General features: G+C 68.3%; 22 protein-coding genes. 15 read left to right on the top strand and 7 right to left on the bottom strand.

The features are described from left to right. Positions 1-6: 6 nt before the first annotated feature. Entirely contained in the window at positions 7-1,479 is a 1,473-nt protein-coding gene (locus BJL86_RS04225) for an NCS2 family permease (RefSeq protein WP_067474740.1), read from the bottom strand. 78 nt (positions 1,480-1,557) lie between these two features. Here BJL86_RS04225 and BJL86_RS04220 point away from each other — a divergent pair, with 78 nt between their 5' ends. Further along, a complete protein-coding gene (locus tag BJL86_RS04220) occupies positions 1,558-1,839 on the top strand; it encodes a DUF2530 domain-containing protein (protein WP_067474738.1) in 282 nt (93 codons plus the stop codon). A 35-nt stretch (positions 1,840-1,874) separates the two neighbouring features. On the opposite strand, the gene BJL86_RS04215 is transcribed toward BJL86_RS04220, so the two are convergent. Continuing rightward, positions 1,875-2,687 (bottom strand): DUF3027 domain-containing protein, encoded by an 813-nt coding sequence (locus BJL86_RS04215; RefSeq protein ID WP_067474734.1) that lies wholly within the window; start codon positions 2,685-2,687, stop codon positions 1,875-1,877. Positions 2,688-2,775: 88 nt separating this feature from the next. Here BJL86_RS04215 and BJL86_RS04210 point away from each other — a divergent pair, with 88 nt between their 5' ends. Genes BJL86_RS04210 through BJL86_RS04200 form a run of 3 tightly spaced genes read left to right on the top strand, consistent with a single transcriptional unit; the run spans position 2,776 to position 5,879 of the window. Continuing rightward, positions 2,776-3,801: a glutaminyl-peptide cyclotransferase gene (locus BJL86_RS04210; protein WP_082908514.1), complete on the top strand. Its 1,026-nt coding sequence runs from the start codon at positions 2,776-2,778 to the stop codon at positions 3,799-3,801. Then, positions 3,798-5,315 carry an MFS transporter gene (locus tag BJL86_RS04205; protein ID WP_083657623.1) on the top strand — a complete coding sequence of 506 codons (1,518 nt, stop codon included), beginning with the start codon at positions 3,798-3,800 and terminating at the stop codon, positions 5,313-5,315. Before BJL86_RS04210 ends, BJL86_RS04205 begins: the two co-directional genes overlap by 4 nt. 27 nt (positions 5,316-5,342) lie before the next feature. Beyond that, a complete protein-coding gene (locus tag BJL86_RS04200) occupies positions 5,343-5,879 on the top strand; it encodes a DUF2771 family protein (RefSeq protein ID WP_067478286.1) in 537 nt (178 codons plus the stop codon). Here the strand turns inward: BJL86_RS04200 and BJL86_RS04195 are convergent. Beyond that, complete coding sequence (locus BJL86_RS04195; RefSeq protein ID WP_067478282.1) at positions 5,876-6,271, bottom strand: cold-shock protein; 396 nt, start codon at positions 6,269-6,271, stop codon at positions 5,876-5,878. The genes BJL86_RS04200 and BJL86_RS04195 overlap by 4 nt on opposite strands. 163 nt (positions 6,272-6,434) lie before the next feature. On the opposite strand from BJL86_RS04195, the gene BJL86_RS17030 reads away from it, so the two are divergent. Both BJL86_RS17030 and BJL86_RS04190 read left to right on the top strand, forming a co-directional pair. Continuing rightward, entirely contained in the window at positions 6,435-6,686 is a 252-nt protein-coding gene (locus BJL86_RS17030; protein WP_156515465.1) for a hypothetical protein, read from the top strand. Positions 6,687-7,055: 369 nt separating this feature from the next. Next, on the top strand, positions 7,056-7,703 hold the full coding sequence (locus BJL86_RS04190; RefSeq protein ID WP_075844836.1) for a transglycosylase family protein: 648 nt from the start codon (positions 7,056-7,058) through the stop codon (positions 7,701-7,703). A 434-nt stretch (positions 7,704-8,137) separates the two neighbouring features. Here BJL86_RS04190 and BJL86_RS04185 read toward each other — a convergent pair whose 3' ends face one another. Continuing rightward, complete coding sequence (locus BJL86_RS04185; protein WP_198034343.1) at positions 8,138-8,329, bottom strand: hypothetical protein; 192 nt, start codon at positions 8,327-8,329, stop codon at positions 8,138-8,140. A 128-nt stretch (positions 8,330-8,457) separates the two neighbouring features. Between BJL86_RS04185 and BJL86_RS04180 the strand changes: the two genes are divergently transcribed. Together BJL86_RS04180 and BJL86_RS04175 are read left to right on the top strand one after the other, a co-directional pair. Beyond that, complete coding sequence (locus tag BJL86_RS04180) at positions 8,458-10,842, top strand: helicase-associated domain-containing protein (RefSeq protein ID WP_083657622.1); 2,385 nt, start codon at positions 8,458-8,460, stop codon at positions 10,840-10,842. 40 nt (positions 10,843-10,882) lie between these two features. Continuing rightward, the gene (locus BJL86_RS04175) at positions 10,883-12,553 is read left to right on the top strand and encodes a DNA repair helicase XPB (protein ID WP_067472214.1); all 1,671 of its coding nucleotides are present in this window, start codon (positions 10,883-10,885) and stop codon (positions 12,551-12,553) included. A 35-nt stretch (positions 12,554-12,588) separates the two neighbouring features. On the opposite strand, the gene BJL86_RS04170 is transcribed toward BJL86_RS04175, so the two are convergent. Together BJL86_RS04170 and BJL86_RS04165 are read right to left on the bottom strand one after the other, a co-directional pair. Continuing rightward, positions 12,589-12,903, bottom strand: coding sequence for a helix-turn-helix domain-containing protein (locus BJL86_RS04170; protein ID WP_231887126.1), 315 nt, complete (start codon positions 12,901-12,903; stop codon positions 12,589-12,591). A gap of 80 nt (positions 12,904-12,983) precedes the next feature. Continuing rightward, positions 12,984-15,305 carry an alpha-glucosidase gene (locus BJL86_RS04165; protein WP_067472220.1) on the bottom strand — a complete coding sequence of 774 codons (2,322 nt, stop codon included), beginning with the start codon at positions 15,303-15,305 and terminating at the stop codon, positions 12,984-12,986. A gap of 74 nt (positions 15,306-15,379) precedes the next feature. Here BJL86_RS04165 and BJL86_RS04160 point away from each other — a divergent pair, with 74 nt between their 5' ends. From BJL86_RS04160 to BJL86_RS04130, 7 genes are all read left to right on the top strand, one after another. Then, entirely contained in the window at positions 15,380-16,075 is a 696-nt protein-coding gene (locus tag BJL86_RS04160) for a LysE family translocator (protein ID WP_067472223.1), read from the top strand. A gap of 21 nt (positions 16,076-16,096) precedes the next feature. Next, positions 16,097-16,768, top strand: coding sequence for a DUF3239 domain-containing protein (locus BJL86_RS04155; RefSeq protein WP_231887127.1), 672 nt, complete (start codon positions 16,097-16,099; stop codon positions 16,766-16,768). A 99-nt stretch (positions 16,769-16,867) separates the two neighbouring features. Then, positions 16,868-17,827: a DUF808 domain-containing protein gene (locus BJL86_RS04150; protein ID WP_067472229.1), complete on the top strand. Its 960-nt coding sequence runs from the start codon at positions 16,868-16,870 to the stop codon at positions 17,825-17,827. A gap of 20 nt (positions 17,828-17,847) precedes the next feature. After that, positions 17,848-18,987, top strand: coding sequence for a MalY/PatB family protein (locus BJL86_RS04145; protein ID WP_067472232.1), 1,140 nt, complete (start codon positions 17,848-17,850; stop codon positions 18,985-18,987). A gap of 374 nt (positions 18,988-19,361) precedes the next feature. Continuing rightward, positions 19,362-20,486, top strand: coding sequence for a GAF domain-containing protein (locus BJL86_RS04140; protein ID WP_067472235.1), 1,125 nt, complete (start codon positions 19,362-19,364; stop codon positions 20,484-20,486). A 129-nt stretch (positions 20,487-20,615) separates the two neighbouring features. Continuing rightward, on the top strand, positions 20,616-22,139 hold the full coding sequence (gene exaC, locus BJL86_RS04135) for an acetaldehyde dehydrogenase ExaC (protein ID WP_067472237.1): 1,524 nt from the start codon (positions 20,616-20,618) through the stop codon (positions 22,137-22,139). Between the two features lie 116 nt (positions 22,140-22,255). Beyond that, positions 22,256-22,660 (top strand): DUF779 domain-containing protein, encoded by a 405-nt coding sequence (locus BJL86_RS04130; protein ID WP_067472240.1) that lies wholly within the window; start codon positions 22,256-22,258, stop codon positions 22,658-22,660. A 4-nt stretch (positions 22,661-22,664) separates the two neighbouring features. Here BJL86_RS04130 and BJL86_RS04125 read toward each other — a convergent pair whose 3' ends face one another. Beyond that, the gene (locus BJL86_RS04125) at positions 22,665-24,053 is read right to left on the bottom strand and encodes a lipase family protein (protein ID WP_197487528.1); all 1,389 of its coding nucleotides are present in this window, start codon (positions 24,051-24,053) and stop codon (positions 22,665-22,667) included. Positions 24,054-24,282: the final 229 nt, after the last annotated feature.

Raw genomic sequence — 24,282 nt, 5'->3', positions numbered from 1 at the left:
GGGCTGCTAGGACAGCGCCGCGGTGATCGGGTCGATCGCGAAGTAGGCGACGAAGAGAATCGCGACGACCCACAGCAGCGGATGCACGGTCTTCGCGCGGCCGGTGAACACTGCGAGCACGACCCACGAGACGAAACCGACGCCGATACCGTTGGCGATCGAGTACGTGAACGGCATCGCGACGATCGTGAGGAACGCCGGCAGGGCGATGTAGTACTTCGAGAAGTCGATGTTCGTGATCTGGCCGAGCATGAGCGCGCCGACGATAACCAGCGCCGCGCCGGCCGCCTCGACGGGGACGACCTCGTAGACGGGCGTGAAAAACACCGCGGCGAGGAACAGCGCGCCGGTGAGCAGGTTCGCCAAGCCCGTGCGCGCGCCCTCGGCGATACCGGTCGCGGACTCGAGGAACACGGTGTTCGAGCTCGACGAGGTGAGGCCGCCGGCGACGGCGCCGAAGCCCTCGATGACCAGCGCGGTCTTCATGTTCGGCGGGTTGCCGTCTGCGTCGGTGAGCTCGGCCTCGCGGCTGAGCCCGGTGAACGTGCCCATCGCGTCGAAGAAGTTCGCGAGCAGCAGGGTGAACACGAAGAGCCCCGCCGACAGCGGGCCGATGCGGGTGAACGCACCGATGAGGTCGATGTTGCCGATGAGCGAGAGGTTCGGCAGCGCGCCGAGCGATTCGGGCAGCGTCGGCACGGCGAGCGACCAGCCCTCCGGGACTGCCTCGCCGTCGACGAACGACGGCCCGATCTTTGCGATCGCCTCGATGACGATGGCGAGCACGGTCGCCGAGACGATACCGATGAGGATGCCGCCGCGCACACCGCGCGCGACGAGCACGCCGCACAGGAGCAGCCCGAAGCAGAACACGGCGGTCGGCCACGAGGCGATCGACCCGTCGATTCCCAGGCCCACGGGAACGGTGGTGCCCGCGGCGTCGGGGACGCGGCGGACGAAGCCGGAGTCGACGAAGCCGACCATCGCGATGAACAGGCCGATGCCAACCGTGATGGCCGCCTTGAGGTCGGCGGGGATCGCGTTGAAGATCGCCGAGCGCAGGCCCGTGATCGCGAGGATCACGATGATGATGCCCTCGATGACGATGAGGCCCATGGCCTCGGCCCACGTCACCTCCTGCACGATCGTCACCGCGACCAGCGAGTTGATGCCCAGGCCCGTGGCGAACGCGAACGGCAGCCGCGCGATAGCGCCGAACGCGATGGTCATCACGCCCGCGGTGAGCGCCGTGACCGCCGCGATCTCGGGGATCGACAGCGTGTTGCCTTCGACATCGGGGGTCCCGCCGAGGATCAGCGGGTTGAGCAAAATGATGTAGGCCATCGAGAAGAAGCTCACGAGCCCGCCACGCATTTCGCGCCCGACGGTCGAGCCCCGCTCGGTGATCCGGAAGTAGCGGTCCAGCCCGTTCTTCGACACGGCTATCTTCTCGGCCGCCTGCGGCTCGTCGTTACTCAATGCGCCTCGCTCCCCTTGGGTCTTCTCATCCGCATTTAAGATAAAGCACAAGCGGCCCCTCGCGGTACTCTGGGAATCGTGAGTAGGAGCGGAGATCGGCAGAAGGCGCCCGACGCGCCTGCCGTCCCGCCGTTGCCGGCGGCGATTCTGGACCCGCAGCCGATCCTCGCCCTAGGCACCGTCGCGTGGCTGTGCGCGGCGATGGCTCTGTTCGTGTTCGGCGGTTCGGATCGCCAGATCGCGCTGTGTCTCGCCGGCATCGCAGTCGGCATTCTCGGCACGGCTGTGTATGCGTTGCAGCGGCGGGCGGTCGTGCGCGGCGCGCGAGATGCTCAGCAGGGCCTCGACTTCGACGCCTAGCGGCTAGAAGGCCACGCCCGGGTATGACGCCGGAGCTACTGCGCCAGCGTCTCGGCCGCCTCGCGCGACGGTTCTTCGCCGGGGGCGGATTCGAAGTCCACGGCATGGTCGTCGAATGGCGTACCCGCGCGCTGCCCGGGACCTGCCTGTTCCGAGCGCACCGAGGAATGCGCCCCACACCCGTATTCGAGATGGACGACCTGCGCGTCGGCCGAGAATTCGTTCGCGCACACGCCGAACATCCGGCCCAGCGACCCTGCGAGCGGGACGAGGAAACCGCAGGAGCCGCAGTGGTGCTCGGCGGTCTTGGCGGTCTCGGTGTCCGGGCTGTGCTCGCCGCTCTCCCAGCGCTCGGCGGCGACAACCCGCCCGTAATGCGACAGCACGCGCTCGCGGCCTAGCCCGATCGGCAGGTCCGCGGCGAATTCGTCTTCGTCGCCGGGGATTAGTTCGTATCCGGGAGCGAGGCGTTCGTCGTCATCGGAAACGGGGAGTACGTCCCCGGGTCCGACATCGCCGGCATGGAGGCGCTCGGACCAGGGCACCCATTCGGGGGCCAGGAGGGCGTCGGGGCCCGGGACGAGGGAGATCTCGTCGATCGTTACCCGTGCCTCGGCCTCCGACAGCACGCAGGCCCACTGCCATCCGCGGTAGCCGCGGAGCCGGGAACCGAAATAGTGCGTCGCGGTGTTCTCCGCCTCGCAGGCGATGCCCTCGTGCTCGCCGACGGCCGATCCGCCCGCAACCTCGGCGGCAGCGTCCCTGGCCAGCGCGACAGCGCCCGCGAGGGCTTCGCTGACCTCGCCACCGCGTCGCTGCGTGCCGGTTCGCTCGGTTACGGATGTCATGTGTTCATTATGAACGCAGGGGTGCCAAACCCCATAAAACTCGCGGGTGCAGGCCCCGCGAGTCGGGGTTATGCGGCATGATTTACCTATGCGCCCTATCGCCGATTTCGTCCCGTCTTCCCGTTTCTCGGGCCCCTCGCGACCCTCGCGTTCGCGCCGCCGCCCGTCACGGTTCGGGCGCACCGCCGGGGTGGTCGGCCCGGCAACACTCGCGGCAGTCCTCGCGTTCACCGCGGCGTGCTCGTCGGACGCGGTCGATTCGGCGGGCTCCGGGGACGTACAGGAGACCAGCGCGAACAGCGAGATGGGCTCCATCGATGGCGGCAGCCTGTCCACCGCGGGGCCGAACGCCGGAAGCGTCGGAAGCGGCAATTCCGGCAGCGCCGACGGGCTCGGCCAGGGCGGCGCCGCACAGCCCGATACGACCGGAGAGGTCGAGGTCGTCCGCGAGTTGGGGCACGATTCCGCCGCGTTCACCCAGGGGCTCGAGATGCGCGACGGAGAGCTCTACGAATCCACCGGCGACTACGGCACGTCCTGGGTGTCGGCGCGCCCGCTCGATTCGGGACCGACCGACTACCGGGTCAAGACCGATCCGCTGCCGGGCCGGGAGTTCGGCGAGGGCATGACGATCACGGGGAACACCCTGTGGCAGCTCACCTGGAAGGACGGCATCGCCTACAAACGCGATGCCACGACCCTCGAGGAGACGGGCCGCGCCGAGTATGACGGCGAAGGCTGGGGCCTGTGCACGATGGGCGATCAGCTCGTGATGAGCGACGGATCGAACAAGCTCACCCTCCGCGACCCGGAAACGTTCGAGCCCACCGGGGAGATCAACGTGGCTCTAGGGGCCAAGGGCGTCGACAACCTCAACGAGCTCGACTGCTCGGACGGCAGGATCTACGCCAACGTGTGGATGACCGACCGGATCGTCCGGATCGACCCGTCGAGCGGCGAGGTCGACGCGCAGTGGGATCTCGGCGAGTTGCAACAACCGCGCCCTTCCGATCCCGACGCGGTGCTCAACGGCATCGCGAAGGTGCCGGGTTCGGACACGTTCATCGTCACGGGAAAGCTGTGGCCGAATATGTATGAGGTCCGCCTCAAGTGACCCGGTCGCGACCTCCCTTCCGGGGGCGCGCACGTTCGGGTTCGGCCCACGGTTCCGCCCCCGGCCAGTCCCCCGGCTCCGCTCCCCGCGGCGCCGGGTCGACCGGCCCGCGCCAACGCCTCACGGTGTTCGGGCGCGTCATCGACCTTCCGCGGCGCATGTTCCACGCGGAGGGCGCGCGCGAATCGGGCTTGGCGCAGCTGTCGTACACGACGGTCGCGAACTTCTCGATCGACGCGATGCTCGCGGTGGCGCTCGCGAACACCCTGTTCTTTTCGGCGGCGACCGCCGAATCGCGGACGAACGTCGCGCTCTATCTCCTCATGACGGTCGCGCCGTTCGCCGTCATCGCGCCGATTATCGGTCCGGCGCTCGACCGGCTTCGCCGGGGCAGGCGCTTCACCCTGTCGCTCACCTTCACCCTGCGGGCCGTGCTCGCGGTGATCCTCGCGCTCAACTTCCATTCGCTCTTGCTGTATCCGTGCGCGCTGGGGATGCTCGTGCTGTCCAAGACGTACGGGGTGGTGCGCGCCTCGTGTACGCCGTATCTCGTGCCGCCGCAGCTCGACCTCGTGCGCACGAATTCCCGGCTCACGATTCTCGGGCACGTGTTCGGTTCGCTCGTCGCCGGCGGGATCGCCGCGGGCGTGGCCTACCTGTTCGACTCGCGCGAGGTGCTGTGGTTGCTCGCGATCGCCGCGCTCGTCGGGGCGTACCTGTGCATGACGATCCCGCCGTCCGCCGAGTTTCACGAGGGGGACGAATCGGCGTCCTTCGCCTATTTCGGGCATGACGGCGGAGCCGGCGAGGACAACACAGTGGCCGCCGCGTCCGCGCCCACGACGCCCATTCGCACGGCGGCGCGCGCCGGGTTCGCGCAGATGCGGCGTGTCCTCACCCGCCCGCTCGGCCGCGATGTCATCGCGAACCTGTGGGCCGAATCCTCGGTGCGCATGCTCACCGGGTTCATGACCCTCTACGTCGCCTTCGTCGCCAAATCGACCGAGGACGCCGCCGCCACCGAACAGGTCGCAATGCTCGGCGCCGCGGGCGCAGCCGCGGGCATCGGCACATTCGCCGGCAACGCGCTCGGCGCGCGCATCCCGCTCGGGCACTCGACACGCATCACGATGACGGCGGGCGTCGCCGCTACCGCGGCCACGATCGTCGCCGCGTTCCTCGGAAACGTCGAGGCGGCGGTCGTGCTGGCGCTCGTCGCCGCGCTTGCCAGCGCCCTGGGCAAGGTGGCCCTCGACGCGTCGATCCAGACCGACATCCCGGACCGTGGGCGCTCCTCGGCGTTCGGCCGCTCGGAGACCGCGCTCCAGATGTCCTGGGTCCTCGGCGGCGCGCTCGGCGTGCTGCTTCCCACCGACTTCACCATCGGGTTCACCGTGCTCGCGGTGCTCAGCGCGCTCATGGTCACCCAGGCGGTGCTCACCCGCAAGGGCACGTCGCTCGTCCCGTGGGTCGGGGGCAACCGGCCGCGGCGCCCCGCCCCGGAATCGTCGTAGCCACCCGGCGCCGTGCACGATAGAGATATGTCTTCTCGTTCGGCCTCTGGCAACTCCGGCGCCTCGGGTGGGCGGATCCGCCCGCTCACCATCGTCATCGTCGTAATCTGCGCCCTGCTCATCGTCGCCGCGCTTTCCGCGTGGCGCGGCAGCGCGGACCAGTACGGCCGGATCCCAGAGGTCCGGTTCGCGACCTCGACGTGGAACGAGCACGCCGAGCCCTACCAGTACGCGACCCTCGAGTCCTCCGGTGGCGAAGAGGAGCAACTCACCCGCGACATCGGCGAGGACCAGACGCTCACGATCGGACTCCCTGTCGAACTCATCCGCACCGATTTCTCGATGCTTCTCGTGCGCACCGCACCCGACGGCACCACGACCGAGTCCGTCGAGGACATCGCGGCACATTCGGAGAAGACCATCACGGTGCCCGCCGAGACCGAGGAGGGGCTCCTCAGTGGCGTCGTGCTCACCACCACCCTGCCGATGCCCGTGTACGACGACGCCGGCGAGGAATCGATCCTCGCCGGCGAATGGTCCTTGAAGCTGACGCCCGCGAACTAGCCCAGTTCGCCGGCCACCGCGCGCAGCACCTCGGCGACCCGCGCGGACACCTTCGCGTCGGGCATGCGACCTCGGCGAAGCTCGGACTGCACCGAGGAATCGAGCAGGGTGATCATGTCCTCGATCATCCCGTGCAGCTGGTCCGGGGTTCGCGTGCTCCGCGTACGGCCTGCCGCAGCGGGCTTACCCGGGGTCTCGAGCACCTCGACGCGCAGCGCCTGCGGCCCGCGCCGCCCGCTGACCATGTCGAACTCGACGCGCTGACGCGGGTGGAGTGTGTCGACGCCTGCCGCGAGCGCGTCCGAGCGCACGTACACGTCCTCCCCCTCTTCTTGGGAGAGGAATCCGAAGCCTTTGTCGGCGTCGTACCACTTGACCTTTCCGCGTGCCATGACCGGCTGTCCCTCGCTTTCCTGGAAACTCCGCGCGTGAAGTACGCGGACACCTCGGTTCTTCTACTCCCCCGCCGCCGGCGGGGTCGCAAGAAATACCAGAGTACCCCGAGCGCAGAGGAATGCGATCATCGATTTCTCCCGCTCGGTACAGTTATCAATCGTGAGTGCCACAGATTCTCCCCACAGCACCGCCGCCCCTCGCGGCCCCAGGTTCCGGCCGTTGTTCTTCGCGGCCATGTTCTTTTTCGTGGTGGGCGTCATCGGAGTTCTCGCATCCATTGCGATTCCGCTGCTGTCGTCCTCGAATGAGGGGCCGACGTGGGTCTATCTCGTCGGGATGCTGTGCACGCCGCTCGGATTCGTCCTGGCGATCATTTACGCCCTCATCTCCGGGCGGCGGCCAAAGCGATAACGGGCGAATGTGCAGCCACTGACCGCCTTCGCCCATCAATGTGGACTGTTGACCTGCAATTTTATCTGCGTTTGAGATTATTGTGATTCGTGATTCGTTTGTTACCCAATGTGGACGTGCTACGAATCACATCAAATCCACATAAAGCCAGCTGTTGCGGCATTTCCACTGCCGCCTCGCTGCCGAATCAACGATGTGTTTATTTCGAAATGGTGACGATTTGTTGTTCATTCGTTATCGTTTAGCGCAGACTCCTCGGGAGTTAAGAGGCGGAGCGCACCAGAATGCACTCCCGAACGCAGTGCCCGCAGGGCGCGCGAGGGAAGCCCCGCCACCGAAATGAACCAAAACGTTAGGACCTCTCGAAGAATGAGCACCTACACCGGCCGTCACCGCACCGCCACCACCTCCTCGCACTCCAAGACCTTCGCGAAGGTTGCACTCACCGGTGCAGCCGTCGGCGCCACCGGCTTCCTCTTCGCGCCGGGCGCCGCCAACGCTGCCCCGCTCTCCGAGTGGGACGCCCTCGCGCAGTGCGAGTCGGGCGGCAACTGGGGCATCAACACCGGCAACGGCTTCCAGGGTGGACTCCAGTTCTCCCCGTCCACCTGGAGCGGCTACGGCGGCGGCGAGTTCGCTGCCACCGCCAACCAGGCAACCCGCGAGCAGCAGATCATCGTTGCCGAGCGCGTTCTCGCCGGCCAGGGCTGGGGCGCATGGCCGTCCTGCTCCTCGCAGCTCGGCCTGAGCGGCGCCCCGCAGGAGCGCACCCTCGCCGACTTCGACCAGGCCCCCGCGCCCGCAGCCGCCCCGGAGGCGCCTGCAGCCGAGGCAGAGCCCACCGCCGAGGCCCACATTGCGACCCTCATCGCCGAGGCTGCCGCTCGTGGCATCGAGGTTCCGGCCGACGAGGTCGCTGCGCAGTACAACGCGCACAAGGACGAGGTCGACGGCCACTACGCCGACAACAAGGAGGCCGTGGACAACTTCATGGCCACCTACTTCGGTTCGAACTAACCCTTCGCCGAAGCCCGCACGCCTCAGGGCGTGCATGCCAAGCGGCCGGGATGCGCATCGCGCGTCCCGGCCGCTTCGCCATTTCCCGGTCCACCTTCAGGCCCCACGGCACGCAAAACCCGCCCCGCGCCCGCTCGCTCGCAGCCTAGTATCTCGCTCCCGCCGGGCGTTTGGTACACGTCCGGCCGGATTCACTGCGGCTGGCCTATGTTTTTCCTGCCGCACGCAGTGAATCACGGCGGCGCGCGCCGAATCGCGGCCGCTCACGAGTAAATCCGCAGCCGTCCGCGCGCGACAGCCCACACGCGCTGCCCGAACTACGGCGACACGGCACGCAAAAACCCGCCCCGCGCCACAAGGCACGGGGCGGGCAGGCATTCACCGAAACGCGGCGAACTCGCGCCGCACTCCGCCGAGCGTCGGCGCGGAAGAAGCTATTCGTTCCAGAAGTTGGTGCGCGTGTACGGGTGCACGTACGGCAAGGTCGACGCGTCGACCGGGAACGTGATGTTGCCGTACGGCGACAGCCCGCCGGTGACGTAGGCGACCAGCTCGGTCACCGGGTGCTCGCCGTAGCGCTCGTCCGGCCATGCAGTGGTATCGAGAACATTATTCTGGGTGCTCACGCGTCCTATTATCGCATTCCTTTCCGCGCCTGTCATCGCGCGGGGTGAACCGCGGGGGCCACCGACCCGCGGGCCCGCATACGCCTGCGGGGAGGCACGCGCCGCGGTTTCCAATTACTGTGGATAAAGTGCCACGTCGAACTCATCGCCCAGCGGCCGCGAACGACCTCGCGGCGTGGCTGGCGGCGGCAGAGGACGACTTCCTCCACGCCCTGCTCCGCGCCCGGCCCGATGTCACGGCGCCTCCGCCGTCATCCTTCGAGGTTCTCGCCGCGCGGCTCGGGCTGCCCCAGACCGCCAGGCGCGAGGCTAACCGGCTCGACCTGCCGACCGCGACCGTCCTGCTCGCAGCGGAGACCGCCGGCGCGCTCGCCGGGCCCGTCGCGGCGAAGGACATCGATGCCGCGCTCCCCCATGCCGGCAGCCGCCGCCCGGCGGGGTCGAAGCAGCGTGTCACCGCCGCGATCGATCGCCTACGCGAGCGCGGCCTGCTGTGGGGCTCGGACGACAGTCTTCGTATGACGGCGGACGTCGGCGATTTCGCGGCCCGCGCGCAGATCGTGCTCCCGCAGGACGGGGATCCGACCCCGGCGGCGGTGAGTCGCGCGCTCGCCGCGGACGACCGCTCGCGGGCGCTGCTCGCCCGCCTGGCGCGCGGTACCGCGTGCCGCGGGGAGTTCTCGGCGCGCGTGCCGGCGGCGACGCGCGAGGTCATCGACGCAGCCGTGGCGGCGGGAATCGCCCGGCTCGGCCACGATGGCACCCTTCTCTACCCTGTCGCCGCGGCGGTGTATCAGCTGCGGTACGACACCGACGGCGCCGATATTCTCGCCCCGCCGCCGTGGCCAGGACCCGCAATGGGCGTGGGCCGCCGCGACGGCAGCGCTGGGGTGGCGGCGATCGAGCTCGACCACCTCGCCACTCGTATCCTCGACCTCCTCGGCCAGAGCCCACTGTCGCAGCTGCGCGGCGGTGGCGTCGGGATCCGCGAACTGCGCCGTCTCGCTGCCGCTGCGGACACCGAGCTCGGCGCCACCGTCGTTGTGCTCGAGACGCTGTACGCCGCCGGGCTCATCTTTCCCGGAGACGGGGAGGTCGCCGAGGAGCCGTTCTCCGATTCGTGGGCGCCGACCCCTGCGGCGGACGCCTGGAGCGAGGCCGAGCTCCCGCGCCGCGTCGCCGCGCTCGCCGCGGCCTGGTGGCGCATGCCGGTCGCGCCCTGGCAGCCCGAGCCGGGCGCGGACCAACCGGGCAAGACCCATATCGACGTGCCCGTCCTCGCGATCCGCGCCGAGGAGCGGTGGCGGCCGAGCGTGCTCGAAACCCGCAAGGACGCGCTCGCCGCGCTCGCCCAGCTGCCCGAGGACCGCGATAGCACCGCAGAGGATTTCCCCGAGCTCGTGCGCTGGCTGCGCCCGGCTCTCGTCGGTGGCCGCGGCATGCCGCACATCCGCGAGATCGTGGACCAGGCGCGGCTGTTCGGGCTCGTCGCCGGGTGGGGGCTCACGGCCGCAGGCCGCGCGGCGCACGAATTCTCGGCCGCGGCAGACCGCGGCGAAAGCGACGGGGAGGCCGCCCGCGATGGCGCCGGCCTCGTCGACGCGCTCGCGACCACGCTCGCGCAGATCGTGCCGGAGCCGGTGTCCGAGATTATCGTGCAGGCCGATAACACGATCCTCGCCCCGGGGCCTCTCACCGCGGAGCTCGGCGCCGAGGTCGGCGCGATCGGGGAGGTCGAATCCACGGGCGCCGCGACGACGTACCGGCTCACCGATGCCTCGCTGCGCCGCGCCCTCGACACCGGCCGCACGGCGGACGGCATTCTCGCGACGCTGCGCGCGGCGTCGATCACGCCGGTGCCGCAGTCCGTCGAATACTTGATCGCCGATGTCGCGCGCCGGCACGGCACCCTGCGGGTGGGAAGTGCGACGTCATTCCTGCGTTCGGATGACCAGGCGCTGGTGGCCGAGCTCGGCCAGGGGCCGTTGGCGTCCGAGCTCGGGATCCGGCAGATCGCGCCGACCGTGCTCATTGCGCACGCCCGGCCGAACCACGTGCTCACGCAGCTTCGCCAGGCCGGGTACTCGCCGGTCGCCGAGGACACCAGCGGGCAGATCGTCGATCTCGTGCGCCAGCGCGCCCGCATCACCCCTGATCGCGCGGAGGACCCGGGCGATGCGCGTAGGCTCGCGGCGTGGATCGGGGTGAACCCGCAGTCCGCACGCACGGCTGTGGCCGGGATGCGCTCGGCGGAGCAGGCCGCGGGCGTCGCGGGGGCGCGCGGCGGGAGCGGCCGCAAGACCGGCGTCGCGGCGGTCACGATGTTGCACGACGCGGCCGCTGCGGCCACGCCGGTGGCGATCGCGGTGGTCGACGCCGCCGGGCGCACCTCCTCGGGCATGCTGTTGCCGCTGCGTGTGGCGGCCGGCCGGGTCAGCGGGATCGACCCGCTCACCGACGAACACCGCGAATATTCTTTGTCACGGATCATCTCCGTGGCCCCAGCGCCGTGAGAATCGGCGCACCGCTACCCGAGCGAAAGGACCATCTATCGTGAGCGGCGGACCCCTCATCGTCCAATCGGACAAGACCGTGCTGCTGGAGATCGACCATCCCCAGTCCGCGGAGGCGCGCGGCGCGCTCGCCCCGTTCGCGGAGCTCGAGCGCGCGCCCGAGCACGTGCACACCTATCGGATCACCCCGCTCGCGCTGTGGAACGCGCGCGCCGCGGGACACGATGCCGAGCAGGTCGTCGACGTGCTCGTGCAGTACGCGCGCTTCCCTGTGCCGCAGCCGCTGCTCGTCGATGTCGCCGAGACGATGGCGCGCTACGGGCGCCTGCAGTTGGTGAAGAACCCGGCGCACGGCCTCGTGCTCGTCTCCTTCGACAAGGCCGTGCTCGCCGAGATCAAACGGCACAAGAAGATCGCGCCCATGCTCGGTGAACAGATCGACGACGACACGGTCATCGTCCACGGCTCCGAGCGCGGCCACCTCAAGCAAGAGCTGCTCAAGGTCGGCTGGCCCGCCGAGGATCTCGCCGGCTACGTCGACGGCGAAGCCCACCCCATCGACCTCTCTACAGAAGAAGAGAAGTGGGCGCTGCGCGACTACCAGGAGATGGCGGCCGAGTCGTTCTGGTCGGGCGGCTCCGGCGTCGTGGTCCTCCCCTGCGGCGCGGGCAAGACGATGGTCGGCGCCGCCGCGATGGCCAAGGCCAAGGCGACCACGCTCATCCTCGTCACCAACACCGTCTCGGGGCGCCAGTGGAAGCGCGAGCTCGTGCGCCGCACTTCGCTCACAGAGGACGAGATCGGCGAGTACTCGGGCGAGAAGAAAGAGATCCGCCCGGTCACCATCGCCACCTACCAGGTCATCACCCGCAAGACCAAGGGCGTCTACCGGGCCCTGGACCTGTTCGATTCCCGCGACTGGGGCCTGGTCATCTACGACGAGGTCCACCTGCTTCCCGCCCCGGTTTTCCGTATGACGGCGGACCTCCAGTCCCGCCGGCGGCTGGGGCTCACCGCCACTCTTGTCCGGGAGGATGGCCGGGAGGGCGACGTGTTCTCGCTCATCGGGCCCAAGCGCTACGACGCCCCGTGGAAGGACATCGAGGCCCAGGGCTGGATCGCGCCGGCCGACTGCGTGGAGGTCCGGGTCACGCTCACCGAGAACGAGCGGATGATCTACGCGACCGCCGAGCCGGACGAGCGCTACAAGATCTGCGCGACGGCGAAGACGAAGATCCCGGTGGTCCGCAAGCTCATCGAGCAGCACGCGGGCGCCCCGACGTTGGTGATCGGCGCGTACCTTGACCAGCTCGACGAACTCGGCGAGACCCTCGACGTTCCCGTCATCCAGGGCTCGACGCCCAATAAGGAGCGCGAGAAGCTGTTCGAGCAGTTCCGTGAGGGCGAGATCTCGTGCCTCGTGGTGTCGAAGGTCGCGAACTTCTCCATCGACCTGCCCGAGGCGTCCGTGGCCATCCAGGTGTCGGGGACGTTCGGTTCGCGGCAGGAAGAGGCCCAGCGCCTCGGCCGCCTGCTGCGCCCGAAGCACGACGGCGGGCAGGCGCACTTCTACTCGGTGGTCTCGCGCGACACCCTCGACGCCGACTACGCCCAGCACCGCCAGCGCTTCCTCACCGAACAGGGCTACGCCTACCGGATCATCGACGCCGACGACGTGCTCGGCCCGGAGCTGCCCCAGATCGGCGAGTAGCTTCGCCCCCCCCCGTAAGACGGCTCGGGCGAGGGCTAGATGTCGTCCTCGCCGACCGGGCCGCCCTCGCCTTCCCAGTTCTCGATCATCTCGACCTTGGTCTGGCCGAACTTGCGGCGCACGCCGACGCCGCCGCCCTCGCCTTCTGGGATGAAGACAACGCCGTAGTAATTGAAGGCAGACACCAGCGCCTGCGCCTCTTCCTGCGTCACCGAACCGAGGCCGCGCTCATAGTGCTTGAGGCGGTCGGCATCCATCCCCGCGCGGTTCGCGACCAAGGCGATCGACACCTGGCTCAGTGCGCGAGCCGCTCGTGCAACGAAACCATCCATGTGAAATTCGGTAGCCATAACCCCAGCGTGCCAGGATTTCGGCGGCCCGGCCTCCAATTCTGGCCTCTCGCCCCCGAACGAGACTTTCCTGCCTCGGATCAGCCGCGCGCCGCCGCGGCGACGGCCTGGCCGATCTCCTCGGCGCGCGGGTCGTCGGCGTCGATAAACGCCGCCGGCTGCCCGATAGGCGCCGCCACGGTCGCGCGTGTTTCACCCTCGAACACCTCGCCAGTCACCAGGTGTTTCCACCGCCCCGGCGGGAACACGACCTCGACCGATTCGCGCCCGCGTTCGAGCACCGGCGCGACCATGATCGCCTCGCCCAACATGAACTGTGTCTCGCTCCGCGCGACCTCGGTACCGGGAAACTCGATCCACGGATGCCGCACAGCCGGCACGCCCGTGCGCGCGGCCTCGGCGAGAACTCCCTCGCGGTACGGGGCCAGCGCGGCGAAGATCCGGGCGTTGCGGGCGAACGCCACCCGCTCCCCCTCGTCGTACACCTGCCGGTTGGCCGCGGGCCGGTTGCCCTCGTGCGTCCGAAACATCGGCCCGAACGCCGCGTACTCGCCCCAGCGCGCGAGCAGTTCCTCGTCGCGCACGAATTGGTGCACGATGGCATCTACAGATATATAGCCGCCGATGTCCGAGTGCACGACCGGCCACCCGGACACGCCCGCCGAGTACGTCCCGAGCAACGCTGACGCGAGCCCGTCCTCCCTCGACCAGTCGACCGTTTGATCCCCGTTCCAGAACGCCGGCGACTGCGAATCCATGCCGAATGTGCCGGCGCGGAACCACGTCACGCAATCCGGGCGCCCCGCCTTCTCGCAACCCTCGCGCACCGTTTGCGACCACAGCTGCGGCCACCGGTTATGCAACTCGGCCGCATCGCCGTCATGCACCACCGCATCCATCGGCAAGCCTTCGGCGAAGTCTGCCATGAAGCCGTCGACCCCGCCCGCCAGAACCTCGTCGGCAATGACGTCGGACATGAACGCCCTCCCGGCGGGATCGGTGAGATCCACGAGCGAGGCACTGAATCCTCCCTGGTCCAGCATGTAGGGCGCGCCTTCGGTGTTGCGAACTAGGAGTCCGGCGTCAGACGCCTCCTGCCAGAGGTTCCGGATGGACGGGTCGCCCTTGGGCGCGGCATCGACGAGGAAGGGGTTCACGTAGGTCGTGGTACGGATGCCGCGGTCGCGGAGTTCGGAGACGAGCCCGGACCAGCCGGGGTAGCGTGCCTGGTCGAGCTGCCACGTCCACCACAGGCGGTCGCCGAAGTCGGTGGTGCGCTGCCCCGTCCAATCCTGCAGCCACACGCCGGCGACGGGCGTGCCGGCCGCCTCGAGGTCGTCGACCACGCGGCGGACCCTGTCGGTGCCGCCCTGGATACCGACGATGGCGCCGGACTGCGTCCACCCCGCGAGCGGCGGCCGGGTGACGCCGGACTGTTGCTGCGCGATGAGCTCCTTCGGCGAGTCCCCGGACGTGAGCTCGAGCCGGATGTCCGGAGACCACACCTCGAGTCCGACGCGATCGGCGGCACGGGTGTCGCCGACGGCGAAGGAGTAGCTGCTTTTCGCGGCCGGGTCGAGGCGGACGCCGCGCATATCGCCGGTGACGAAGGTCGGCCACGCGGCGTACGTCATCGACTCGGTGCCGCCGGCGCCGCCGTTGGTGAGGTCTGCGAGCAGCGTGAGCGGCTGGGCGCCGCGGCCGACGCCCTGTTCCCGGGCGACGATGGGGATGAGCCGACCGGAGAGGTCGAAGTCCGTGAACTGCTCGCCGAAGCCGTGGACCCCGGCGCCCTGGCTCTTCTCGCTCACCCACTGCACCGTGTCGGCGCCCGGAACGGACACGTCGACCGAGATCCCGCCGCCGGGGCGAGGGGCGAAGCTCGCGGAATATTCCCGCTCCGAGCCCGGCGAACCCAGGGTGCCGGTGAGGGTGAGACCTCCGCCGTCATTGTCGATACGGTCCACGCGCTGGGAGTTCCAGCTTTCCCCGTGGCGGGTGGCGGGCCAGAAGTAGCCGCGGTGTTCGGCCCAATCCACGGTGCCGGCGCCGGCCATGAGGAAGGAGTAGCCGGTGGTGCCCGCCCACACGGTGCGGCCGGCAGCGTTGACGGCGACGCGCTCATCGCTCACGGAGAGGGTGTATTCGCCGAGCGGATACTCGCCGCGGGCGCCGTCGGCAATGGCGATCTCGCCCGAACCCAGCCCGGACAACTGGTCCTGCTGGATACCCAACGAACCGAGAGAGCCCGAGGCGTTCGGGAACACCGATCCCCCGGGCGCCTGCAGGGAACCCGCCGACTGCGCGTAGGCGGGCGCGGCGAGGCCGCCGCCCACGACGATGAGCGCCGCGGCGAGCGCGGCGTGGGCGATTCCGAACCTACGGAAAGTGGCGCGAGTCACACCTGCAGAGGTTAGTCGACAAACGCTGTTTCCGGCTGGTGAAAGCGGGATTCGCACCCCTAGACTGTCCCACCGTGCTCACCCTCTCCCAACTGCTCGCGCTTGTCGGCGTCTGGATCGTCGGCGCATACACCCCCGGCCCGGACATGCTTCTCGTGATCCAGCGCTCGCTGTCCTCGCGCTGGGCCGGGTTCGCATCGCTCGCCGGGGTGGTCACGGGGGTCGCGATCTGGCTTGGCGCGTCGATGCTCGGGCTCGCCGCGATCCTCCAGGCGCGCGAGGATCTGCTGCACTGGTTGCAACTCGCGGGAGGCGGGTTCCTCGTCTTCATGGGGGTGACCGGGCTGCGCAGCGCCTGGCCCGTCGCGCGGGAGACCGTGGCGGCCAGGCGCGGCCTAGCTGCGGCGACGTCATCCAGCAGTGGTTCCGTTCGAGGCGGAACGAAGACTCGAACACTACGTGGCGACTACGTGCGAGGGCTCGCGACGAACCTGTCCAACCCGAAGGCCGTGGTGTTTTTCGGCTCGCTGCTCGCGCCGTTTCTGTATCCGGGTGGCGAACGGCTGTCGCTCGCGGCATCGCTGGGGATCTTCGCGCTGCTCGTCGCGATCGCGGTGTTCGCGTTCGCCTCGGTGACGCTCGCCGCCTCGCATCCGAAGCTCAATGCGCGGATCAGGACCTGGCTTCCCGTGGTCGACGCGGTCAGCGCGGTGCTGTTCATCGGCATCGGGACATTCATCGCTGCGGCGGCGCTGGTGGAACTCATCTAGGGACAGTCCATAATGGAGATCATGCCCGCACCGCAGAACCCGCATACGCAGTACCGCCTCTTCGATTTCGACGTGGATCCGACCTGGGCGCGCAAATACAACGAGAAGCTCGGCGAGATCCGGCGGCTGCAGGTCGCCGCCGCAATCCTCGCCGTGGTGTGCCTCGGCGGTGCCGTCGTCCTCGGTGTCGTATTCGGGTCTGTCGGCGCGCTGATGATTGCCTTTGTTCTCGGCCTCTTCGGCCTCGGCTGCCTTGCGATGATTTTCTACATCCCCCGAAAGATGGGGCAGATCGACCGCACCTACGCCACCTCGGAACTGGTACCGGCGATCGTCGCGAACGTGCACCCACACGTGCTCACCCTCGTCGCGCTCGTCGACCAGGCAGTCGACCGCTCGGCCGGGTCGATCCCGGCGCTGGTCACGCTCTCGGCGCAGAAGCTTCCCGGGCACGATCGGAAGGAGGGCGAGCGCGTTCCCTGCGTCGCGGTCGCCGGGAACCGTTCGGCACGCGGCAAGGACAACGCCTACCAGTTCATCTCCCCGATGCCGATTGCGTGGGGAACCGGCGACAAGGACGTGATCAAGCGCGCGGCAAAGCAGATCCCGGCCGAGGAATGGGACACGGTGCGCCGCAATGTCGGCCGCTTCGAGGAGGTCCAGAAGTCCCCGGGCGGGATCCTGCGGCTCTAGAGTCCGCCCCGCTCGCCGCGCACCGGCGCCGCGGTTCGCCTATTCTTTTGCCAGAACCGAAGCGCCCACGCGGGCACCCTCCCACCTAGGAGTTCAGCTATGGCCGGTGGCCTCGTAGCCCTGCTCGACGATATCGCGGTTCTCGCGCGGATGTCGGCGGCGAGCATCGACGACGTCGCAGCCGCCGCGGGCCGCACCAGCGTCAAGGCGGCGGGCGTCGTGGTCGACGACACCGCGGTCACCCCGCAGTATCTCGAGGGCGTCGACTCCTCTCGCGAGCTGCCGATGATCCGCCGGATCACCATCGGCTCGCTGCGCAACAAGCTCCTCATCATCCTGCCGATTGCGCTTCTGCTCAGCGCATTCGCGCCGTGGGCCATCACGCCGATCCTCATGCTCGGCGGCTCATATTTGTGTTTCGAGGGCGCCGAGAAACTCCTCGACATGGTGCGGCGGAAATCGGGCGAATCCGAAGAGCCCGCCGAGCCCGCCGTGCGCCAGGGCGAGGACGCCGAGAAGAAGGTGGTGTCCGGGGCGATCCGCACCGACCTCATCCTCTCGGCGGAGATCATGATCATCTCGCTGAACGAGGTGGCCGAGCAGAGCGTGTGGATGCAGGCTGCGGTCTTGTTCGTCGTCGGCATCCTCATCACGCTCGTCGTTTATGGCGTGGTCGCGCTCATCGTCAAGATGGACGATATCGGCCTCGCGCTCGCGAAACGCGATTCCGCCGGCGTCAAGAAGCTGGGCCAGGGCCTGGTCAAGGCGATGCCATTCGTCTTGTCGACGTTGTCGGTGGTCGGCACGTTCGCGATGACCTGGGTCGGCGGCCACATCATCATCGAAGGCATCGGCGAGCTCGGCTGGCACGGACCACACGATCTCATCGCCGCGATTGCCGACCCCGTCGCCGGGCTCGCCGGGGTGGGCGGCGCGCTCGCGTGGTGCGTGGAGACGCTGTGCGCGTTCCTCGTCGGCTCCGTGTGGGGCGCGTTCCTCGCGACCGTCATCCACCTCCTCCCCTTCGGCGGCCACGAGGACTCCGAGGCAACGCACTAGCACCGCGATAAGCTAGGCCAATGAGCTTCCCCCTAGATCTCGAACTCTCCGCGCTCCGTGCCCGCCGCAGCGAGAAATGGGTCTCCTACCCCGAGGACGTGCTGCCGCTGTTCGTCGCCGAGTCCGACGTCGCGCTCGCACCGCCGATCGCCGAGCGCCTCGCCGCGGCCGTCGCGGACGGGGATACCGGTTACTCCGCGGATGCCGATGGCCTGCGCGATATCGTCTCGCAGTACTACACCCGCTATGGCGTCGAATCCGCGCCCGGCGACGTCATGCCCGTATATGACGTCGGAGTCGGCGTCCGCGCGGCTTTGGCCGAGTTCGTACCGAGCGGAGGACGGGTGGTTCACCACGTTCCCGTCTACATGCCGTTCCCGGGATGGATCCGCCGTGCCGGTCACGAGCCGGCGCCCGTGCCGTTCGCCGAGGACGGCGGCATCAACCTCCCGGCGATCGAAGCCGAGCTCGCCGCCGGGGCGCGGGCGGTGTTGCTGTGCCACCCGCACAACCCGACCGGCCGCATCCACCCGCAGTCCGAACTCGCCGCGCTCGCAGAGCTCGCCGATTCCTACGGCGCGATCGTGGTGTCGGACGAAATCTGGGCCCCCATGGCCCTGCCGGGCCACGAATTCCGCAGCTTCCTCGCCGCCTCGAATACCGCGCGCAAGGTCGGTTTCGCGATCTCCTCGGCGTCGAAGACCTGGAATCTCGCCGGCCTCAAGTGCGCCTTCGTCATCACCGGCAACCGCGCCCAGTACACGCTCCCGCCGTATCTCGCCGGCGCCGCCGGCCACCTCGGTTCCCTGGCGGCCAGGGTCGCGCTCACCGAGGGTGAGCCGTGGCGGGAGCAGCTCATGGCGGCGCTCGACGAGAACGTCGACCTGCTCGAGCAGCTGCTCGCCGAGCACCTGCCGAAGGCCACGATGGTGCGCCCGGAGTCGACGTACATCGCGTGGATCGACGCCTCCGCCTACCCCGAACTCGGGGACAACCCCGCAAAGGTCTTCCTCTCCGAAGCGAAGGTCGCCTTCAGTCCCGGCATCGCCTTCGGCCCGGGTGGAGAAGGACACTTCCGAGTCAATTTCGCCTGCAACCCTGCAGTTCTCACCGAGGCGTTCGAGCGAGTCGGCCGGGTGGTGGCCGCGAAGGCCGACTGAACCAGCGGCAGCAGCCTTCGGCCGCGGGGAACGAGGGCATCGTTGTACAACGAGAGCATCCGTCCCTAGCGGCCAAGAGGTGGGTGAAGCTCGCCGTTCGCCAGGACCGCATGCGGGCGCTCGCGCCCTTCAACGGTACGCGCTGCCGCGAAACACCACGCCTGGCCGGAAACACACACTCCAGCGTGTGTGTTTCCGGCCGGACACGGTGATTTCTCCCTCAGGGCTGCCGTCCGACGCGAAGTGCGACAGACGTAGCGCCGCAACCGTCTGGCATTGATCACCGATCTCACACACGCTCGGGCCTGGACGTTCGCACGATCGCGCCTATACTGTGAGCTGAATCACCAGTTCATACACGGGCGGGAGGATGCGTGTCCCAGCAGCGGCAGGCGCGGACAACACCCGCGGCCCCGGAGCAGCACGCCGGCACGCCGGTCGAGACCGTCGTCGGCCTCGTCAATGACCTGCTCATACCCACGGCCTCGGACGACGGTCTCGTCGTCGCGCTCGCCGACGACACCGGCCACCTGCGCCACATCGGCGGCGACCGACGCGCGCAGTCGCGCATCGAGGAGATTGGTTTCGCAGTCGGCGAGAACTGGTCGCAGGCCCAGAAAGGCACCAACGCCCCGGGGACGGCATTGCTTCGCGGATCCGCGCTCTCGGTCAGGCGCGAGGAACATACGCGCCCGGAGGTCCACGCGTTCAGTTGCTCCGCCGCGCCGCTCGTCCACCCGTCGACGGGCGCGATCCTCGGAGCGCTCGACGTCACCGGCGGCGACGCCGCCGGCGACCCGCGCTGCCTGGCGCTCGTCCGTGCGACAGCCGCGGCCGCCGCGCGCGAATTGAGCATCCAGATGCGCGATGCGTCCGCCCTGGACGCCTCACGAACCCCGCCGTCACTACCGACTTTGCGCCTCGTCCACCGGGGGCGGCCGTGCCTGGAGGCGGGCGGCACCTCGACTCCGCTGACGACGCGGCACACCGAGCTCCTCACGGTCCTCGCCACCGAACCAGGCGGGCTTACCGCCGGGGAGATAGGCGCGCTCATCTACCCCGAGCAGACGGCCGCGGCCACCGTCCGCGTGGAGCTGCTCCGACTCAAGCGGCTTCTCGAATCAATTCCCGGCGCTCCGCAGCTCGCGGGCCGGCCCTACCGGCTCACCGAGCCGCTCGCGATCGACGCGCTCGAGGTCGTCGAACACGTCGGCCGAGGCGAATACGATCTCGCGCTCGACCTCTACCGCGGGGAATCGGCGGCGGCCGCCGAATCCGACCGCGTCTCGGCAATGCTGCAAAGCGCCTCCCTCGCCCTCCGCGAGGCCATGTTGTCCGACGCGAACCCCGATACCCTCCTGCGCTACCTCGAGCTCCCGGAGGTCGAGGCCGACCCCGATCCGTGGCAGGTCGCCCTGCAGGTTCTTCCTCCGCGATCGGCGCAGCGCTCGGTCATTGTCGCCCACCTGGAAACGCTCCGGAGCAGCGACATCGCGTAGCCGCACGCTCACACCGGTCCGGCATCTCCGCCGTCGTGCAACGTTGTTGCAACGTGACGCAGATTACATTCGCAGGCAACCGCATTGGTTAACAACCACCTGGTTGATCTGCAATGAAAGGAGTCCACCATGACGGTGTACGCGAACCCGGGAACCGAAGGCGCGCTTGTCGATTTCAAGGAGCGCTACGACCACTACATCGGTGGCGAGTGGGTCGCCCCGATCAAGGGCGAGTACTTCGAGAACGTCTCCCCCATCAACGGCAAGGTGTTCTGCGAGATCGCGCGCGGCACTGCGGACGATATCGAGGCGGCGCTCGACGCGGCATGGGCCGCGGCACCGAAGTGGAACACGACGAGCCCCGCGGAGCGCGCGGTGATCCTCAACAAGATCGCCGACCGCATCGAGGAGAACCTCGAGAAGATCGCCGTCGCCGAGAGCTGGGACAACGGCAAGGCGATTCGCGAGCCGCTCAACGCCGACATTCCGCTCGGCATCGATCACTTCCGCTACTTCGCCGGCGCGATCCGGGCGCAGGAGGGGCACCTGTCGCAGATCAACGAGGACCTGATCGCCTACCACTTCCACGAGCCGCTCGGGGTCGTCGGGCAGATCATCCCGTGGAACTTCCCGCTGCTCATGGGCATCTGGAAGCTCGCCCCGGCGCTCGCCGCGGGCAACTGCGTGGTGCTCAAGCCCGCCGAGCAGACGCCGGCGTCGATCATGGTGCTCATGGAGATCATCGGAGACCTGCTTCCGCCGGGCGTGGTCAACGTGGTCAACGGTTTCGGCGTCGAGGCGGGCAAGCCGCTCGCGGCGAACAAGCGGATCCGCAAGATCGCCTTTACCGGCGAGACGACCACGGGACGCCTCATCATGCAGTACGCGTCCGAGAACCTCATTCCTGTGACCCTCGAGCTCGGCGGCAAGAGCCCGAACATCTTCTTCTCCGATGTGATGAGCGAAGACGACGCGTTCTGGGACAAGGCGCAAGAGGGCTTCACGATGTTCGCGCTCAACCAGGGCGAGGTCTGCACCTGCCCCTCGCGCGCGCTCGTGCAGGACTCCATCTACGACCCATTCATGGACACGGTGACCGCCCGCACGCAGGCGATCAAGACCGGTAACCCTCTCGACACCGACGTCATGATGGGCGCGCAGGCCTCGAACGACCAGCTGCAAAAGATCCTCAGCTACATCGACATCGGCAAGCAGGAGGGCGCAAAGGTGCGTACGGGCGGCAAGCAGGCCGACCTCGGCGGCGACCTGTCCGGCGGCTTCTACGTCGAACCGACGATCTTCGAGGGCGACAATTCGATGCGCATCTTCCAGGAGGAGATCTTCGGCCCCGTCGTCTCGGTGGCGCGGTTCAACGACTACGCCGACGCGATGAAGACCGCGAACGACACCCTCTACGGTCTCGGCGCCGGCGTGTGGTCGCGCGACGGGAACGTTGCCTACCGTGCCGGCCGCGAGATCCAGTCCGGCCGAGTGTGGGTGAACAACTATCACAACTACCCGGCGCACGCCGCGTTTGGTGGCTACAAGAGCTCGGGCATCGGCCGCGAGAACCACCTCATGATGCTCGACCACTACCAGCAGACGAAGAACCTTCTCGTCTCGTACGATCCGTCCAAGATGGGCTTCTTCTAGGGCCGCAAGCGGAAGTACGCACGACTGTGGTGGGGTGTTCGGCGAGCGCCGGGCGCCCCACCATTGTCTTCTCCCCCGTCTGACGCGAGAATGGACTACACACCAGGAGGTGCGCCATGACCACTTCGTCACTAGCGTCCACACCCACCATCGAGGGCGAATCCACGAGCCGCGTGGGCCTCACGCCCGCGGCCATCGAACTGCTGCAGAAACTCGCGAACCGCAACGGGCAGCTCATGTTCCACCAGTCCGGAGGCTGCTGCGACGGCTCATCCCCGATGTGCTATCCGCAAGGCGAGTTCCGCACCGGGGACTCCGACATCCTGCTGGGAACCTTTACCCTGCCCGATTTGCCGGATGACGTCGCCGAACTCGATTTCTGGATGAGCCGCGAACAGTTCGAGCTGTGGAAACACACCCACATCACGGTCGACGTGGTGGATGGGCGCGGCGGCGGTTTCTCGCTCGAATCGCCCGAGGGAAAACGGTTCCTCATTCGTTCGGAGATCATGCCGGCCTGAACTGTCAGGACTGCGAGATCGGCACCGGAAACGTTCCGCCCTGCCCGCCGCGAGTGAGATCGTTGCCCGCCGGGTAGGTGCCACAGTTGTTCGGCGCGGGCTTGCCGGCGAAGCGGTCGTTGACCCATCCGACCGTCTCGAGCGCGTAGGGGATACCCGCCATCACGTGGCTCGCGATCGGGTACTCGCGGTACACGATCGGGGTTCCGGCCTCGCAATAGCGGTGTGCCAGAGCGCGCACGTCGCCCGCAACCATCACGCCGTCGCCGGCGCCGGTGTTCTCCCCGCCCGGCGGAGTCAGCTCGATGTAGCCGCCTCCGCCCTGAACGAGCAGCATAGGAATATCGGGGACCGGCGCCGTGCCCATGTTCACCTTCTCGACGATCTCTTTGATCGGCGGAACGTCGAGCGGCGAAGGATATTCGGGCTTGACGATGTCCTCCCAGGACATGCCTGCCAGGCGCCCGAACCCATCGGTGATCGACGCCTTTTCCATCTCGTCCGCGAAGTACTTCCCGGTATCGGTGAGATAGGGATCGACATCGACTTCGTAGGCGCGCGCCAGGCCGAGTATCGCCATCATCACCACGCCGGACCACAGCGGCCCCTCGATCGCATAGGTGAGGTTGTTCAGCGGGTTCACCAGCAGGCCACCCTGGGCCGCGCCGACGATATCGGGGCGAAGTTCGGGCGCGTAGGTGTTCATCAGTATCGATGCCCAGTTCGTCGCGATCGCGCCGCCGGAGTAGCCGATCATCGCGACCGGCGAGTCCGCCCGCACTCCCCCTGCCTCGGCGTTCTTCGCCGCGCGCAGCGAGTCGATCGTCGCCATTCCGTATTCGGGTCCCGCGGCGAAATTCGCGTCCACCCCCTCGGTGTCGGCCATCACCACACTCGCTCCCGATTGCAGGATCGGCAACATCACCGCCGTCTCGGCCGTGGCGATACCGCCTCCCAACGAGAAGTTTCCGGCCAACGAGCGCGAGGGTCCGTCCTCTGCGTTGAGCGAGTCGTACGCCGACTGGTACGCGACGACCCGACCGTCGGCGGGCACGGTCGGATGCAGCACCGAGGTCACGTTGAATTCCGGGCGCCCCTGCGTATCGGTGGTGCGGTACTGCAGCTGCGTCACCCTCACCGGAGTCGCAAGCCCCGCGAGATGAAGCGAAATCTCCCGCTGTCGCAGCACGTCCCCCGGCTGCGCCGCGGCGAGATCCACCGCCTGGTCTAGCTCGTAGAACGAGCGATCGTCACCAGGATTGACGATGTTGCTCAGTTCGTCCGCCTGCCCCAACGAACTCGTGTGGTTAGCAGCGCTTCCGGACGGCGCCGGTTGCGACTGCGCCACTGGAGGTATGACGGCGGACCCAGCGAACAACAAGACCGCCGTCATCCCCAACGCACACTGTCGACGACTCCTCCGAAGGCCGCGTGATGCTTTTCGAACCGAACCACTGCCGACACCAGCCCCCGACTGCCACGACTTCACTGCGCCCACTGACTCTCCTCCCGCCGGCCGAACCCACGAGCCCGGCCTGTCCGAGCGGCGGCAATCGACGTTTACGCAGCACACAGTAGCCGCACGATTCACGCAGTAGAGTGCGTTCGTCCAAATTCGACCC

The sequence above is a fragment of the Dietzia timorensis genome, assembly GCF_001659785.1.
GTDB classification, from domain to species: Bacteria; Actinomycetota; Actinomycetes; order Mycobacteriales; family Mycobacteriaceae; genus Dietzia; species Dietzia timorensis.
This window is presented reverse-complemented; position numbering and strand designations above follow the sequence as displayed.